This is a genomic window from Clostridioides sp. ZZV14-6345, from assembly GCF_020657775.1.
Taxonomy (GTDB): Bacteria; Bacillota; Clostridia; order Peptostreptococcales; family Peptostreptococcaceae; genus Clostridioides; species Clostridioides difficile_D.
This window is the reverse complement of sequence record NZ_JAGWCX010000084.1, coordinates 1-15,582: the sequence shown is the minus strand read 5'-3', so window position 1 is coordinate 15,582 and position 15,582 is coordinate 1. Positions and strand designations below refer to the sequence as shown.

General features: G+C 28.4%; 18 protein-coding genes. 15 read left to right on the top strand and 3 right to left on the bottom strand.

From position 1 onward, the window contains the following. Positions 1–38: 38 nt before the first annotated feature. Entirely contained in the window at positions 39–662 is a 624-nt protein-coding gene (gene ytaF / locus KGF39_RS17205) for a sporulation membrane protein YtaF (RefSeq protein ID WP_227823222.1), read from the bottom strand. Between the two features lie 187 nt (positions 663–849). Here ytaF and KGF39_RS17200 point away from each other — a divergent pair, with 187 nt between their 5' ends. From KGF39_RS17200 to KGF39_RS17155, 10 genes are all read left to right on the top strand, one after another. Continuing rightward, a complete protein-coding gene (locus KGF39_RS17200) occupies positions 850–1,494 on the top strand; it encodes a helix-turn-helix domain-containing protein (RefSeq protein ID WP_054274093.1) in 645 nt (214 codons plus the stop codon). A 196-nt stretch (positions 1,495–1,690) separates the two neighbouring features. Next, complete coding sequence (locus KGF39_RS17195; RefSeq protein WP_227823221.1) at positions 1,691–2,749, top strand: potassium channel family protein; 1,059 nt, start codon at positions 1,691–1,693, stop codon at positions 2,747–2,749. Between the two features lie 103 nt (positions 2,750–2,852). After that, positions 2,853–4,037 (top strand): D-alanyl-D-alanine carboxypeptidase family protein, encoded by a 1,185-nt coding sequence (locus tag KGF39_RS17190; protein WP_227823220.1) that lies wholly within the window; start codon positions 2,853–2,855, stop codon positions 4,035–4,037. Between the two features lie 208 nt (positions 4,038–4,245). Continuing rightward, positions 4,246–4,959, top strand: coding sequence for a 30S ribosomal protein S2 (gene rpsB / locus KGF39_RS17185; protein ID WP_003424537.1), 714 nt, complete (start codon positions 4,246–4,248; stop codon positions 4,957–4,959). Between the two features lie 78 nt (positions 4,960–5,037). Continuing rightward, on the top strand, positions 5,038–5,949 hold the full coding sequence (tsf, locus tag KGF39_RS17180; RefSeq protein ID WP_003424535.1) for a translation elongation factor Ts: 912 nt from the start codon (positions 5,038–5,040) through the stop codon (positions 5,947–5,949). Between the two features lie 83 nt (positions 5,950–6,032). Continuing rightward, positions 6,033–6,737 carry a UMP kinase gene (gene pyrH / locus KGF39_RS17175; RefSeq protein ID WP_227823219.1) on the top strand — a complete coding sequence of 235 codons (705 nt, stop codon included), beginning with the start codon at positions 6,033–6,035 and terminating at the stop codon, positions 6,735–6,737. Positions 6,738–6,762: 25 nt separating this feature from the next. Then, positions 6,763–7,320: a ribosome recycling factor gene (gene frr / locus KGF39_RS17170; protein ID WP_003424532.1), complete on the top strand. Its 558-nt coding sequence runs from the start codon at positions 6,763–6,765 to the stop codon at positions 7,318–7,320. 2 nt (positions 7,321–7,322) lie between these two features. After that, entirely contained in the window at positions 7,323–7,526 is a 204-nt protein-coding gene (locus KGF39_RS17165) for a hypothetical protein (protein ID WP_054274090.1), read from the top strand. 28 nt (positions 7,527–7,554) lie between these two features. Continuing rightward, positions 7,555–8,289: an isoprenyl transferase gene (locus KGF39_RS17160; protein ID WP_054274089.1), complete on the top strand. Its 735-nt coding sequence runs from the start codon at positions 7,555–7,557 to the stop codon at positions 8,287–8,289. Positions 8,290–8,301: 12 nt separating this feature from the next. After that, a complete protein-coding gene (locus KGF39_RS17155) occupies positions 8,302–9,081 on the top strand; it encodes a phosphatidate cytidylyltransferase (protein WP_054274088.1) in 780 nt (259 codons plus the stop codon). 109 nt (positions 9,082–9,190) lie between these two features. On the opposite strand, the gene KGF39_RS17150 is transcribed toward KGF39_RS17155, so the two are convergent. Further along, positions 9,191–9,775: a hypothetical protein gene (locus KGF39_RS17150; RefSeq protein WP_227823223.1), complete on the bottom strand. Its 585-nt coding sequence runs from the start codon at positions 9,773–9,775 to the stop codon at positions 9,191–9,193. A gap of 176 nt (positions 9,776–9,951) precedes the next feature. Here KGF39_RS17150 and KGF39_RS17145 point away from each other — a divergent pair, with 176 nt between their 5' ends. The 5 genes from KGF39_RS17145 to KGF39_RS17125 all read left to right on the top strand — a co-directional run bounded on the left by KGF39_RS17145 (position 9,952) and on the right by KGF39_RS17125 (position 14,896). Beyond that, positions 9,952–10,155 carry a helix-turn-helix domain-containing protein gene (locus KGF39_RS17145; protein ID WP_107595090.1) on the top strand — a complete coding sequence of 68 codons (204 nt, stop codon included), beginning with the start codon at positions 9,952–9,954 and terminating at the stop codon, positions 10,153–10,155. Positions 10,156–10,317: 162 nt separating this feature from the next. Further along, a complete protein-coding gene (locus KGF39_RS17140) occupies positions 10,318–11,472 on the top strand; it encodes a 1-deoxy-D-xylulose-5-phosphate reductoisomerase (protein ID WP_227823218.1) in 1,155 nt (384 codons plus the stop codon). Positions 11,473–11,484: 12 nt separating this feature from the next. After that, positions 11,485–12,489 carry an RIP metalloprotease RseP gene (rseP, locus tag KGF39_RS17135; RefSeq protein WP_227823217.1) on the top strand — a complete coding sequence of 335 codons (1,005 nt, stop codon included), beginning with the start codon at positions 11,485–11,487 and terminating at the stop codon, positions 12,487–12,489. A 181-nt stretch (positions 12,490–12,670) separates the two neighbouring features. Beyond that, positions 12,671–13,726: a flavodoxin-dependent (E)-4-hydroxy-3-methylbut-2-enyl-diphosphate synthase gene (ispG, locus tag KGF39_RS17130; RefSeq protein ID WP_227823216.1), complete on the top strand. Its 1,056-nt coding sequence runs from the start codon at positions 12,671–12,673 to the stop codon at positions 13,724–13,726. 345 nt (positions 13,727–14,071) lie between these two features. Further along, positions 14,072–14,896: a DUF5780 domain-containing protein gene (locus tag KGF39_RS17125; RefSeq protein WP_227823215.1), complete on the top strand. Its 825-nt coding sequence runs from the start codon at positions 14,072–14,074 to the stop codon at positions 14,894–14,896. A 445-nt stretch (positions 14,897–15,341) separates the two neighbouring features. Here KGF39_RS17125 and KGF39_RS17120 read toward each other — a convergent pair whose 3' ends face one another. Next, positions 15,342–15,518, bottom strand: a complete 177-nt coding sequence (locus tag KGF39_RS17120; protein WP_054274082.1) for a hypothetical protein — start codon at positions 15,516–15,518, stop codon at positions 15,342–15,344. Positions 15,519–15,582 lie beyond the last annotated feature (64 nt).

Genomic DNA, 15,582 nt, shown 5'->3' with positions numbered 1-15,582 from the left:
TTAAAGAATACACATAAATATTTCCAGACTCTTCTTTATTAATATATCTTCATAAATCCAATGACCAATAGGATTAAACCACTTAACCAAGATAAATTTAAATTTACATTTTTAGCAAATACATTTCCTAGTAAATAACCAAATAATACTGCAATTACATTTGATATTAAAGAAAATAGAATAACTTGTATATAATTTACACCTACAAGACCACTACCAAATCCAATTGCTAATCCATCTAAACTTAGAGCAATAGCAAGTGTAAATGCTTCAGCAGATTTAAGCAATTTAGATTTACTTGTATCTAAAGTATCTGGTTCGATACTTACATTAAAATTTAATTTAAGGTCCAACATATTAAAGTTATAATCTTTTGAATGTATGGATTTTTTCTTAAAATAAGATTTAAAAAAGCTTTCAGTTAGTCGAGCGCTTCCTAATAAAAATAAGATAAAGAAACATATTAACATTGTTATATTTTGAGGTAAAAAATCTCTAACTATTGTACCTGCAAAAAGTGATATTGCCAAAATAGCTGAACAAACTACACTAATAATTATATTTGAATATAAAGGAACTTTAACTTTATTTACGCCATATCCAAAGCTTGTTACAAAGGCATCTATACAAAGAGAAGTCACTAATAAAATTGATTCAATCACAGTAGATTAACATCCTTTCTCTTAAATTTTGTACTTATATTAGTTATAGTATTGTAAAAATGGATAAATTGTTACAGATAAACCAATAGATTGTTGATAAAATTTCAACATCATACAACACCTAAATAACAAAAAAATCATATTATATAATAATATAAAACCAATCATAATAAAGCAGGTGAAAATAATGGAGCAACATAACAAGGTTGGGAATTTCGGTGATTTGTTGAAGATTTTATTAGAAGAAAAAGAAATATCAATGGGAGAATTGAGTAAAAAAAGTGGAATTGATAAATCTACTATTTCTCGTATAGCTAATAATAAACAAAAGCCAAATATAAATCATTTAGAAAAGATGGCAATACATTTAAATATTAATCTAGAAGAATTATTAAAAGCTTCAGGATATGAATTTAGAAATAATAATAATCAAATATTTAATACAGATAGTGATTTTAGTAATTTTGATGATGTTCTTGGATTTGCAAATTTAATCAATGATAATAATTTTAATGGAAATATTGAAAAAGAATTAAGTAAGTGTAAATTATATGTCCAAACGGATGAAGGTAAAAAGTTACTTTTTGATAATTTTAATAAAAAGATAGATTCTATTGAAAAGCAAGGACAATTTACAGACAGATTAAGAGAAATGTATGCTGACTTTTGCACAAATGGACTTACAATAAAGAAATATTTATTGATTGGAAGTATGCTACTTTATTTTGTTATATCGACAGATGTAATTCCAGATTTTGTATTTCCAATAGGGTTTATGGATGATTTAGTAGCATTAAATATAGTTACGAAATTACTTAAAAATGATAAGTAGTTTTAGAATCATATTTACTATGCAAGGAAATAAAAATATATATAAAATTTATTATTTTTTATAGGAAACAAATTGAAAGTAGAAGAAAAAGATTAAAAAATTTAATATATATTTTGTAACTATTTAAGTATATAAAATAAAATAATATCCAAACTAATACAAAATAGTAATAATTGTTTTGTACTGGAGGATATTTATGAATTGTAAATGGATATCTAAAATAGATGAGAGAAAAAAATGTCATAGAGAAGCAGATTCCTCTGGATATTGTATCTTTCATAAAGAAAATAAGTCTGATGAAGAGATACAACTAATGATGGATACTCTTTATAAAGAAAAGATAAGTGAATTTAATGGATTTGTGTTTGAAAATGAATTCAATGCTGAAGAAACATTAATTTATGATTATGACATATTAAATTTTTCTGAAGCTATATTTAAACAGAAAGCAAATTTTAAAAAGTATATTTTTAAAAAGAATGCTATTTTTGATTATACAGAATTTAAAAAACAGGTATTTTTTAATGGTTGTGTGTTCTTAGGAAATTGTGATTTTAATAAGACGAAATTTAACAAAGAGCATATAAATGATATTATATTCGAAAAAGTAAAATTTAAAGGGCCTGATTTAGTAGTTAATAAGGTAGAAAATTTTCCACGAATGGATGGAATAATTTTTAGTATGTGTACAAAATTTGTACTGAAAAATGTAGAGTATGAAAAAAGCGAGTATAAACATGGAAAAATAAATTATAGGATAGCTAGAAATCAAGCAACAAAAATTGGGGAATATGAGAGGATAGGCCCTTACTATTATAAGGAAAGAATTTATAGCAGTAAAATAATGAAACGCTCTGATTATCCCACATTCAGCGATTATTTAGTTGAAAAGTTTTTTGATCAAATGGCACGTTATACTACAGGATATGGAGAAAAACCCTGGAATATATTATTTATTATTATAGCTATAATAAGTATTTTTGCTTTATTATACCTATTTGTAGGTATAGAAACTTCAAATAGTACACTTATAGCTTTAAATATAAATAACATAGCTGATTATTCAGTAAGTGAAATTTTAAAAATGTATATAGACTTATGGTATTTTAGTATGGCTACATTTAGTACAGTAGGATATGGAGATATGGTTGCTACAGGTTTGGTTGGTAAAATTTTAGTAGGAATAGAAGTATTTTTTGGAGTTACAATAGGAGCGATTTGGGCATCTGTTATTATTAAGAGAATGTTAAAATAATATATGTGTAAATATGGATAGGTATTAATTACTAGATATAAATTGGACTAAATAGGGAAAATTTAAATATAAATATACTTAATAATCCAAGAAGGTGAAAAATTTGAAAAATGCAATAAAAAAAATTATAGCATTAGCCATGATTCTAGTTTTTATAATACCAAGTTGTTCATATGCAGATGAAAAATCTGTAGACAAATATTCAAAAACATCTATACTTATAGACCAAGAGACAGGTAGAGTTTTATATAGTAAAGAACCTGATATGAAGGTACCATTAGCTAGCTTAAGTAAGATGATGACTTTTTTACTTGCAATAGAAGCTATTGAAAATAAAGAAGTAAAAGAAACTGACAGAGTAAAAATAGACAAATCTATTGCATCAGTAAAAGGGTCAAGTTATAAACTTAAAGATGGTGAAGAAGTGCCACTTATAGAGCTTATGAGAGGTCTTATGATTGTATCAGGAAATGATGCGGCAATTGCTATAGCAAAACATATTTGTAAATCTAAGGAAGCATTTGTGGATAGAATGAATAAAAAAGCAAAAGAAATAGGAATGACTAATACGCATTTTCTAAATCCAAATGGTCTTCCGATATACGATTTAAGTAATCCCAAAAAACCAGCAAAAGAAAATATATCTACTGCAAAAGATATAGCTATTCTTGGAAAATACATGTTTGACCATTATGAAAAACAAGTAACAGCTATAACTGATATGGAGACATATACAAATTCAGATAGAAGTTTTGAAAAAAGCAATACAAATGCACTATTAAGAATTATACCAGAAGTAGATGGTATAAAAACTGGATACACTGGTAATGCTGGATATTGCTTATCATTTTCCATGGTTGTAAATAAAAATGATAAAAACGAGAAAAAACGTAGAGTAATAGGTGTTGTATTGGGCACTAATCATAAAAATAAAAGAACATCTGCTTCTTTAGCATTACTGAAATACGGGAAAGAAAATTTCGATATGAAAAAAGTAATTGATAAAGATAGTTTTATTGGTAAGAAATATATAAAAGGAATGAAAGAGTTAGAGGTTACATTAAAAGCAAAAGATGAACTTTATACAATATTAAAAGATGATGAAAATATAAAATCTGAAGTGAAGATTAAAAATATAGAGTATCCTGTTAAAAAAGGTGATACTATGGGTACTATAAAATACTATACTGATTCAGGAGAGTTACTTGGAAGTGTAGATATAGTAAGTAATAATAGTGTAAATAACATACCATTGAAAACAAAATTAAAAATGAAATTTGCAAATTAAATTCAAAAAAATGGTATAAAATACACAAAAAAATATAAAAATAGAAAATATGGAAAAAATATTGTTATTTTTTCACCTCTATGATATACTACTAGAGGTGAAAAAATAAAATAAATCACACACAGCATTGGGATCCTTAAAAGGTGCCTATTACATGGTTTTTTAGGGAGAAGATCAAGCTGGAGGTATAAAACCAGGAGGTAGAATAATGTCAGTAATATCAATGAAACAATTATTAGAAGCAGGTGTTCACTTTGGTCATCAAACGAGAAGATGGAACCCTAAAATGGCTAAGTATATATTCACAGAAAGAAATGGAATATATATAATAGACTTACAAAAAACAGTTAAAAAAGTTGAAGAAGCTTACAAGTTCACTAAAGAAGTAGCTGAAACAGGAAAGCCAATCTTATTTGTAGGAACTAAAAAACAAGCTCAAGATGCTATAAAAGATGAAGCTGAAAGATGTGGAATGTACTTTGTTAATGAAAGATGGTTAGGTGGAATGTTAACAAACCACAAAACTATAAAAACTAGAATAAATAAATTAAGAGAATTAGAAAAAATGGAAGAAGAAGGTGTATTTAATGTTCTTCCTAAAAAAGAAGTTATAAAATTAAGAGCTGAAAAAGAAAAACTAGAAAAATACTTAGGTGGAATAAAAGACATGCCTGAATTACCAGGTGCAATGTTCGTAGTTGACCCAAGAAAAGAAAACATAGCTATTCAAGAAGCTCATAGATTAGGTATACCAGTAGTTGGTATAGTTGATACTAACTGTGACCCAGAACAATTAGACTTTGCTATACCAGGAAATGATGACGCTATAAGAGCTGTAAAATTAATAACTGGTGCTATGGCAACAGCTGTAATTGAAGGTAGACAAGGTGCTGAAGAAGAAGTAGCTGAAGACCAAGAATAATAATTTGACAATTAAATGGTAAGGGTCGCCCTTACCATTTATAATATGGAATAGAATAAGTAGGAGGAAACTTAAAAAATGGCTAATATAACTGCTCAAATGGTAAAAGAGTTAAGAGAAAGTACAGGCGCAGGGATGATGGACTGCAAGAAAGCTTTACAAGAAGCTGAAGGAAATATGGAAAAAGCAGTAGATTTATTAAGAGAAAAAGGATTATCAAAAGCTGCTAAAAAAGCTGGTAGAGTTGCTGCTGAAGGTCTAGTTGCAATAGAAATGAACGATGATAATACAGTTGCTTCTATGGTAGAAGTTAACTCAGAAACAGATTTCGTTGCTAAAAACGAAGACTTCAAAGTATTCGTTAAAGATGCTGCTTGTATGGCATTAGCTACTGATAAAGAAGATATAGCCTCTCTATTAGGTGAAACTCATAAAGAGGGAATAACTTTACAAGAAGTTTTAAATAATAGAGTTGCAAAAATAGGTGAAAAATTAGACTTTAGAAGATTTGCTAAAGTTGTAACTAATGGACAAGTTGCTGGATACATTCATGGTGGTGGAAAAATAGGTGTTCTTGTTGAAATGGAAACAGAAGCTAGAGATGCTAAAGTTTTAGAATTAGGTAAAGATGTAGCTATGCAAGTTGCTGCTATGAATCCTAAGTATGTTTCAAGAGATGAAGTAGATGCTGAATACATAGCACATGAAACAGAAGTATTAACTCAACAAGCTTTAAATGAAGGAAAGCCAGCTAATATAGTTGAAAAAATGGTTAAAGGAAGATTAGAAAAAGAATTAAAAGAGGTTTGTTTATTAGAACAAACTTTCGTTAAAAATCCAGATATAACTGTTAAACAATTAGTTGCTGATGTTGCTAAAGCAGTAGGTTCTGATATAAAAGTTGTTAAAGTTGTGAGATTCGAAGTTGGTGAAGGTATACAAAAGAGAGAAGAAAACTTTGCAGAAGAAGTTGCTAAGCAACTTAAGTAATAACCAAAGAGAGAACACGCAAGTGTTCTCTTTTTTAAAAAATAGAAAAAATGGATATGAAGGATTGAAATAGGAGGTTTCTGATGGATAAACCAATGTACAAAAGGGTATTGTTGAAATTAAGTGGAGAAGCATTAGCAGGAGAAAGAGGTTTTGGTATAAATAATGATGTAGTTAATGATATTGCTATTGCTATTAAAAAAATACAAGAAATAGGTGTTGAAGTAGCTGTAGTAGTAGGTGGAGGAAACTTCTGGAGAGGTAGAACTAGTGAAGGAATGGACAGAACCACTGCTGACTATATAGGCATGTTAGCTACAGTTATGAATGCAATGGCACTACAGGATGCACTAGAAAATATAGATGTTGCTACAAGAGTTCAAACTGCTATAGACATGAGACAAATTGCAGAACCATATATAAGAAGAAGAGCAGTTAGACATTTAGAAAAGGAAAGAGTTGTTATATTTGGTGCAGGAACAGGAAACCCTTACTTTACAACTGATACAACTGCTGCTTTACGTGCTGCTGAAATGGAGGCAGAAGTTATCTTGTTAGCTAAAAATGTTGATGCAGTATATGACAAGGATCCAAAAGTACATGCAGATGCTAAGAAATTTACAGAATTAAGTCACATGGAAGTTATACAAAAAGAGTTAAAAGTAATGGACTCTACAGCTACATCTTTATGTATGGATAATAAAATTCCAATAAAGGTATTTGAGCTTACAACAGAGAATATAATAAGAGCAGTAAAAGGTGAAAATATAGGAACTACTGTAAAATAATGAAGAATGAAGGAGGAGTAAAATTATGAAACTAGAAATACATAAGCAATTAGAAGAGAAAATGAATGGGACAATTGATGCTTTAAAGTTCGAATTTGGAACTATAAGAGCTGGAAGAGCTAATGCACAAATGCTAGACAAAATAAGAGTTGATTATTATGGAACTCCAACTCCAATAAATCAAATTGGTGCTATATCTGTACCAGAGCCAAGAATATTAATGATATCTCCTTGGGATAAATCTGCTATGCATGAAATAGAAAAAGCTATAGCTAATTCAGATTTAGGATTAAATCCATCAAATGATGGTGAGGTTATAAGACTTTCTGTACCTGCTTTAACAGAAGAAAGAAGAAAAGAATTAGCTAAAAAAGCTAGCAAAGCTGCAGAAGATTTTAAAGTTAGAATAAGAAATGAAAGAAGAGACGCCAATGAGAAAATTAAAAAGATGGAAAAAGGCGGAGAATTAACTGAAGATGAATTAAAAAAAGCACAAGATGAAGTTCAAAAAATGACTGATAAATTTATAAAAGAAATAGATACATTATTATCTAAAAAAGAAAAGGATATAATGGAGGTATAATATTGAAAAAATATTATAACCTTTTAGGTCTTCATGTAGATGAGGTAAAACAATATTTTGATGAACAAGATGTCAATTATACCATAAAATCTATTGAAGGTAAAAAGGATAAGGATAAACTTGTAGTTCCTAGAGTTATAAAAATATCTGAGATAGGTGATAGTGTAGAAATAATAATCACATACTTTTCTGACTCCTTAATTTAAGGAGTCAGAACAATATTGGAGGCAAAATATGAATAACAACATTATATATGACATAGACTTAAATAACATACCTACTCATATTGCTATTATAATGGATGGAAATGGAAGATGGGCAAAATCTAGATTTCTTCCAAGAACTGCAGGACATAAGGCTGGAGTAGAAACTATAAGAGATATAGTAAAAGAATGCTCAAATTTAGGTGTTAAGCACTTGACATTATATGCATTTTCAACAGAAAATTGGAAGAGACCGAAACTCGAAGTTGACACACTTATGAACTTATTATCTACATACTTAAGAAATGAAATAGCTGAACTTCACCAAAACAATGTAAAAGTAACTGCTATAGGAGATATAAGTGCTTTACCAAAAACTTGTATAAGAGAATTAAACTCAGCTAAGGAAATGACAAAAGACAATACAGGAGTTAACTTAAATTTGGCATTGAACTATGGAAGTAGGGCAGATATAAAAAATGCTCTTATAGATATAGTAAAAAATTGTGAAAGTGGTAAAATAGATATAAACAATATTGATGAAGATATTATAAAAAACTATTTAAGCACAAAGTCTATACCAGATCCAGACTTAGTAATAAGAACAAGTGGTGAACAAAGATTGAGTAACTTTTTACTTTGGGAAGTTGCTTATTCTGAGTTTTACTTTACTGATATACATTGGCCTGATTTTAAAAAAGAAGAATTACAGAAGGCTATATACGTATATCAAAAAAGGGATAGAAGATTTGGAGGACTTAAGTAAGGAGATTATTTTATGCTTACAAGAATTATTGCTTCACTAGCTCTGGTTCCATTATTTCTATTTGTTGTATATGGAGGGATTCCTCTATATATAGCTGAGACGGCAATAGTTTATATTGCATTACATGAGTTTTATAAGGCATTTAAAATAAAAGATATACATCCAATATTCGTTATAGGATATTTATTTTCTATTTATTTAGCTGTAAAAAATATTTTTAACTTGCCATTGGAATATACTTATGCAGTGATTTTTATTTTATTTTTAGCAAGTATAATTTATATGTTGATGGGCAAAAACAATGTTATAGATGTTTCGATTACATTTTTAGGGATTTTTTATATAGGAGTATTTTTAGACTTTATAGTCATAACTATAAATGGATTTGAAAAAGGGAGTATATATGTATGGCTTATATTTGTGATATCTTTTATGACAGATATATTTGCATATTTTAGTGGTTATTTACTTGGAAAACACAAGTTAATTCCTAAAGTTAGTCCTAAAAAGACTATAGAAGGAGCTATTGGAGGAATAATAGGAAGTACACTTTGTTGTATTTTATTTGGATATTTATTTGGCATTAATTTGCTTCAATTGGCGATAATAGGAAGTATAGGAAGTGTAATAGCTCAGTTAGGAGATTTGTTTGCATCTTCTATAAAGAGATATGTAGGGATAAAGGATTATGGAAAGATAATACCTGGTCATGGGGGTATATTAGATAGATTCGATAGTGTTATATTAGTTGCACCTTTTGTATATAGTACTATTAAATTTTTTATTAGATAAAGATTGGTTGGTTTTAAAAAGGCGGTCTATAATTGCTAGTAATGAAAATAGCTATGTAACTTTTAAAAGCAGATAAATTCTGTAGTTATTAGTTACATGGCTATTTTCATTATTTAATCAAATTTTTTTTATACTTATGCAGAAACTCTTCTATATTTTTTGATTGTTCCCATATCTCAACTGCACGTACATCTAGCAAATAAAGTATGGAATCATTTATAAGTTCAACATATTCGCCATCTTCTGAACCAAGTGCATGTCTTTCAATTTTTAATCCTTTCTCTTCATAATATCTTTTTGTTTCTGTATATAATGATTCTCGCTTTTGTATATAGTCTTTTACTTCGGTATTTGGAAAGTTATATGAATCTACCAATGTTTCCCCCTTTATAAAAGTTTTCTCAATAGCGACCTCTTCATCCCAACAATGGATTTCTTCCCAAGTAAAAAATATCTCTGTTCCATCTGGTATGAATGAAAATCGAGTAATAATGTATAAATAGTTATTGAAATTTACCTCATAATATTCAGGAATATCTTCAAATTCCATGTAGTAATTTATATAATTAAAATTATTACTCTCTTTTTTTATAAAGGGTATTTTCTCAATGAATTTATATATTGATTGTTCATTTTTAAAAATTCCTATATCATGACTTTTTTCAAATTGATTAATTTTTAATAAATATAACATACTATCTCCTTTCATTTAATCATCTTCTTTAAGAGTATAGTTTTTGAATCTATTACTTTGACTTATTTTAACATATTTATATTTACTAAACTATAATTTTCATCTATTTATCTAAATAGATGAAAATTTTCCAAAATAGATAAAATATGATAAAATATATTTTGCGAGGTGATAACATGATTTCATATGCGCCATTATGGAAGCTATTAATTGATAGAAAAATAAAGAAAATGGAATTTGTAAGTATATCAGGTATAAGTATTTCTGTTTTAGGTAGATTAGGAAATGATAAATCTGTTTCTATGGATACAATGGAGAAGATATGTCTAGCACTAGACTGTAAAATAGAGGATGTTGTAGAAATAAAAAGAGATATCTAATAATACTAGAGCATTTTATAATATTTTAGAAAATACAGAAATAATGGATTGATTTTAACTTGTAGAATATCATATGAAATTTCTGTGAATAGTAAAAATAATTGTTTTAGTAGTGTTATAATGTCTTGGTAGGGTATATTTATTATTAGAAAGGATTATTATATGAAAAAAATATCAATTTTAGGTTCTACTGGTTCTATAGGTAAGCAAACTTTGGATGTGGTTAGAGAAAATAGAGATAAGTTTGAGATAGTTGCAATATCAGCTAATAGTAATGTTGAATTATTGTTAGAACAAATAGTAGAATTTAAACCTAAATATGTAACAGTTTTTGAGAAAAACAAAGCATTAAAATTAAAAGAAATGTTACCAAAAAATATAGAAATAGAAGTTTTAGCAGGTATGGAAGGATTAAAAGCAATATCATCACTTGATGAAGTTGATGTACTTTTAACTGCTGTAGTGGGTATGATAGGATTAGTTCCAACTCTTTGTGCAATAAAAAAGGGAATAGACATAGCATTAGCGAATAAAGAAACGTTAGTAACTGCTGGTGAGCTCGTAATGAGAGAGGCAGAAAAATATAATGTAAATATTCTTCCTGTTGATAGTGAACATAGTGCTATATTTCAATGTCTAAATGGAGAAAATAAAAAAAATATAGAAAAGATAATACTTACAGCATCTGGTGGTCCATTTAGAGGGAAGAAAAAGGATGAACTTGTAAATATAACTAAGAATGAAGCTTTGAAGCATCCAAACTGGAGTATGGGAAGAAAGATAAGTATTGATTCTTCAACACTTATGAATAAAGGTCTTGAAGTAATAGAAGCTAGATGGTTGTTTGGAGTAGAAGAAGAAAATATAGATGTAATAGTTCACCCACAAAGTATAATCCATTCAATGGTACAGTATGCAGATAGTTCAATAATTGCTCAATTAGGATGTCCAGATATGAGACTGCCAATACAATATGCTCTTACATATCCAGATAGAATGGAAAGTAGTTTTGAAAGAATGAATTTCTCAAAATTTAGTACTTTAACTTTTGAAGAACCAGATTTAGAAACTTTTCCATGTCTAAAATTGGCTTATGAATGTTTAAAAATGGGAGGAACTTATTCTTCTGTTCTAAATTCAGCAAATGAAGTTTTAGTAAGTGAATTTTTAGAGGATAAAATTGGTTTCTATGACATACCATATTACATAGAGAAGACTTTAGAAGTTCATAGTAGCATAAGTAAACCAACATTAGAGGAAATTTTGGAAACAGATAGATGGAGTAGAGCTTATGTTACAAATCTGATAAAGAAATAGGAAGGTGAATTTATGACTATAATAGCTGCATTAATACTATTTAGTATAATTGTATTAATACATGAGTTAGGACATTTTATATTTGCAAAAAGAAGTGGTATCAAAGTAAATGAATTTTCTATAGGTATGGGACCTAAGATATATAGTGTAAAAAAAGATACTGAGTATTCTATAAGAGCTCTACCAATTGGTGGATATGTCAGTATGGAAGGTGAAGATGAAGAACAAATAAGTCCAAATTCTTTCGGAAATAAATCTATATTACAAAGATTTAGTACTATTGTAGCAGGGCCAATATTTAATATAATATTAGCAGCAATACTTTTAGTACCAGTCTTTTTATATATAGGTTCTCCAACAACTAAACTAGGAAATATAATGCCAGATACTCCTGCACAAGCTGTAGGACTTCAAGTTGGGGATAAGATAAATAAAATTAATGGCAACTCTGTTAAGACTTGGGATGAAGTTGCAAATATAATAAATACTTCTTCTGGTGGAGAATTGAAACTTAGTATAACTAGAGATGGAAGTGATAAAGTTATAAGTGTAACACCTAAAAATAACAATGGAAAGTATGAAATAGGGATTCAACCACAAAGAGAAAAAGACTTTTTTGGTTCAATAGTAAATGCGTGTAAAACTACTGTAGATATGACAAAACAAATGTTAACTTTCTTAGGCCAAATGATTACAGGTCGTGTTCCAGGAGGAATTGGTAATGCTGTTGCAGGACCAGTAGGTGTTATTGGTATGGTGTCAGATGCAGCTCGTACAGGTGTTATAAATGTAGTGTATTTAGCAGCTGTCATAAGCTTAAATTTAGGTATAGTAAACCTATTGCCAATACCAGCACTTGATGGATGGAGAATACTTATGTTATTATTAGAAGCTGTTAGAGGTGGTAAAAAACTCGATCCAAATAAAGAAGGTATGATAAATGTTGTTGGTTTTGGAGCCTTAATGTTATTTATGCTTTTTATCACATATAAAGATATACTAAGATTATTTCAGTAATTTAGTTTTTTAGAGAGTTTAAGAAAAGGGGCTATGTAGTTTTAAATAAGAATAAATTAATTTTATGTATGAAATTTGTTCTTATTTAACTATATAGCTTTTTAATTTATAATATACATGTAGGTTATAGTGTTTTAATATTTAAAGAGATTTAATATAAAATAATATATAGAGGTGGAATATGAGTTACGAGAGAAGAAAGACTAAAGAAGTAAGTGTGGGAAATGTAAAAATAGGAGGAGAAAACCCTATAAGTATACAATCTATGACGAACACTGATACAAGAGATGCAGATGCTACAATAGCTCAAATAAAAAGGCTAGAGGAAGCTGGTTGTGATATAGTTAGGGTTGCTGTTCCTGATATTAAAGCCGCTAAAAATATAGGAAAGATAAAGTCTAGTGTCAATATACCAATTATTGCTGATATACATTTTGACTATAAATTAGCTCTTGAAGCTATAGAACAAGGTGTGGATGGTATTAGGATAAATCCGGGTAATATTGGAAATATAGAAAGAGTTAAGGCTGTAGTTGAGAAATGTAAAGAAAGAAATTTAAAAATTAGGATAGGAGTTAATGGTGGCTCTTTAGAAAAAGAACTTTTGAAAAAGTATGGTTCTGCAACTCCTGAAGCATTAGTTGAAAGTGCAATGGGACATATTAAAATTCTTGAAGATTTAGATTTTCATAATATAGTTATATCTCTAAAATCATCTGATATTTATAAAACTGTTGATGCATATGAATTAATATCGAAAAAAGTTGATTATCCTCTTCATGTTGGGATTACGGAATCTGGAAGTATCCATAAAGGTACAATAAAATCTTCTATAGGAGTAGGGGCGCTTCTTCTTAAAGGAATTGGAGATACTGTTAGAATATCTTTAACAGGTGACCCTGTTGAAGAGGTTGTTGTTGGCAAACAAATTTTAAGAAGTTTGGGTCTTTTGAATGATGAGATTAAGGTTATATCATGTCCTACATGTGGTAGATGTAATATAGATTTAATTAGTGTCGTAAATGAGGTTGAAGAAAAGATTGGTAGTATGGAAAAAGATATTACTGTTGCAATCATGGGGTGTGCTGTAAATGGACCTGGTGAGGCGAGAGAAGCTGATATAGGTATTGCTGGTGGTAAAGGTGAAGGGCTTTTATTTAAAAAAGGTGAAATAGTGAGAATGATTGATGGTGACAAGTTAGTTGATGAGTTAATAGAAGAGATTGAGAAGTTGTAGTATACAATCAAGAGATATTAATTGGCTAGATTTTTAGATACTTTTAGAATAGTTTTGCCTATAAGTATTTAATTATCTGGTCATTTTTAATTTAATAAATTTTAATAAATACAAAAAATTTATATTCTAGTTTAATTTCATATACATGACTTAAACTCTATTTTAAATTTATGAAAATAAAATAATATTTAGTATAATGAAAAAGTACAGTTATAGTATTGAAACTTGATTGTTATTATGATAGTATATAGTTACTAGAATTATTGGAAGATTATGTTAATGTAAATGTTAATATTTTTTGAAAATTATTTTAGTACAAATTAATAAAAGAAAGGGTGAAGAAGTATGAAATATAAAAAAATATCTAGTTTACCTCTTTTAGTTGTTGTGTTATTGGTTACTGGAACGACTACAACATTTTCTCTTGATACAACCAATTCAGAAAGAACAAGTGTATACTTAGCAAACACAGAAAGCACTACCACACATAAAGTCTTAGATACTTCAAATAGCAAAGGTATTGTTTATAATGAAAATATTCCACTATTTATAAATAATAGCAAAGTGCAGTATGATGATACTACTTATCATTGGCCTAGCAATGTTATAAATTTGACAAATGTCAGTAAAAAGGCAATTATGGACTATGAAATTACATGTTTAGCGTATGATAAAAATGGAAAACCACTTGAGTTATATTGGGATGCTCGAAATGTAGCAACAAATGGAGAAGTAGGAAGCGTTGGATTTAGTCCAGATGGTGTAGACTATGGAATTGTAGCAGGTATATCTCCTGTATCTCCGAAATCATATTCACATGTTTATAGAAAAATGCAACAACAACCACCAAAGGATATAATAAGTATGTTTGAAAAACAACAAGGTAAGGCATGGGTAGAAAGATGGTTGAAAGAATGGCAGCAAATGGAGAAAGAATATGCAAAGAAAAATGCAATAGCCCCAGGTAAGAATCAAAATGATGCTTCTCTATTGTTTGACAAATGGAAACAACCCACTGGTCAGCACGATGTAAAGTATATCATATCATGTGTAAAACAAGTAACATTTAGTGATGGTAGTGTGTGGAAAAATTCAGCATATGAGAATTGGTTGAAAAATTTTCAAGGTAAATCAGTGGCTACTAGTGTATTAGAAAATTATTATAAGTAATATTTAATTATAGTAAATTAATTATGCATTTAGCTAGTTATTAAGATAGTTAAATCCTTACTAATTTAGTTGAAAATGTCAATCTTATATTGTAATGGAATGGCTTATATTATAAGATTATAGTCATATATCAAGTTTTGATATATGCTTTTTTTTTAAAGAATATGCTTTCTGTAAATTTTAGATTTTTTGTACGTAATGTAATTCTATGTATCCATTTTTAGATTTGAGTACAAACAGTGAAATAAATATAATAGTTTTATGTTTCAAAATTTTACTTAAAATATTTATTAAAGACAATGAAAATGTGCATAACATAATAGTTAGAAATGAGTGTGTTATATAGTTGATATATGAAGGATTAGCGTTATTTAATTTTAGTATTTAAGAATACTTTGTTAAGAGTAGATAAAACTAAAAGGGTTTTCTAGAAAATAAAATCCATCTAATTATATTTACTTACCAAGACCATTACTTGATGTAAGCAGTTTTCTACTACATTCTCTCCATACTCTAGTATAAAATCATCCAATTGTGTATCTATAAAATTGCAATAATCATACGAACTACCAATATAAGCAGTTAGTATATGTGTACATCTATCCATTTTATCTTTAAACATATATCACTTATCCCCCTAAAAAACTTACATAAAAAACAAAAAGAAAACATCTTTTTGGCAACTG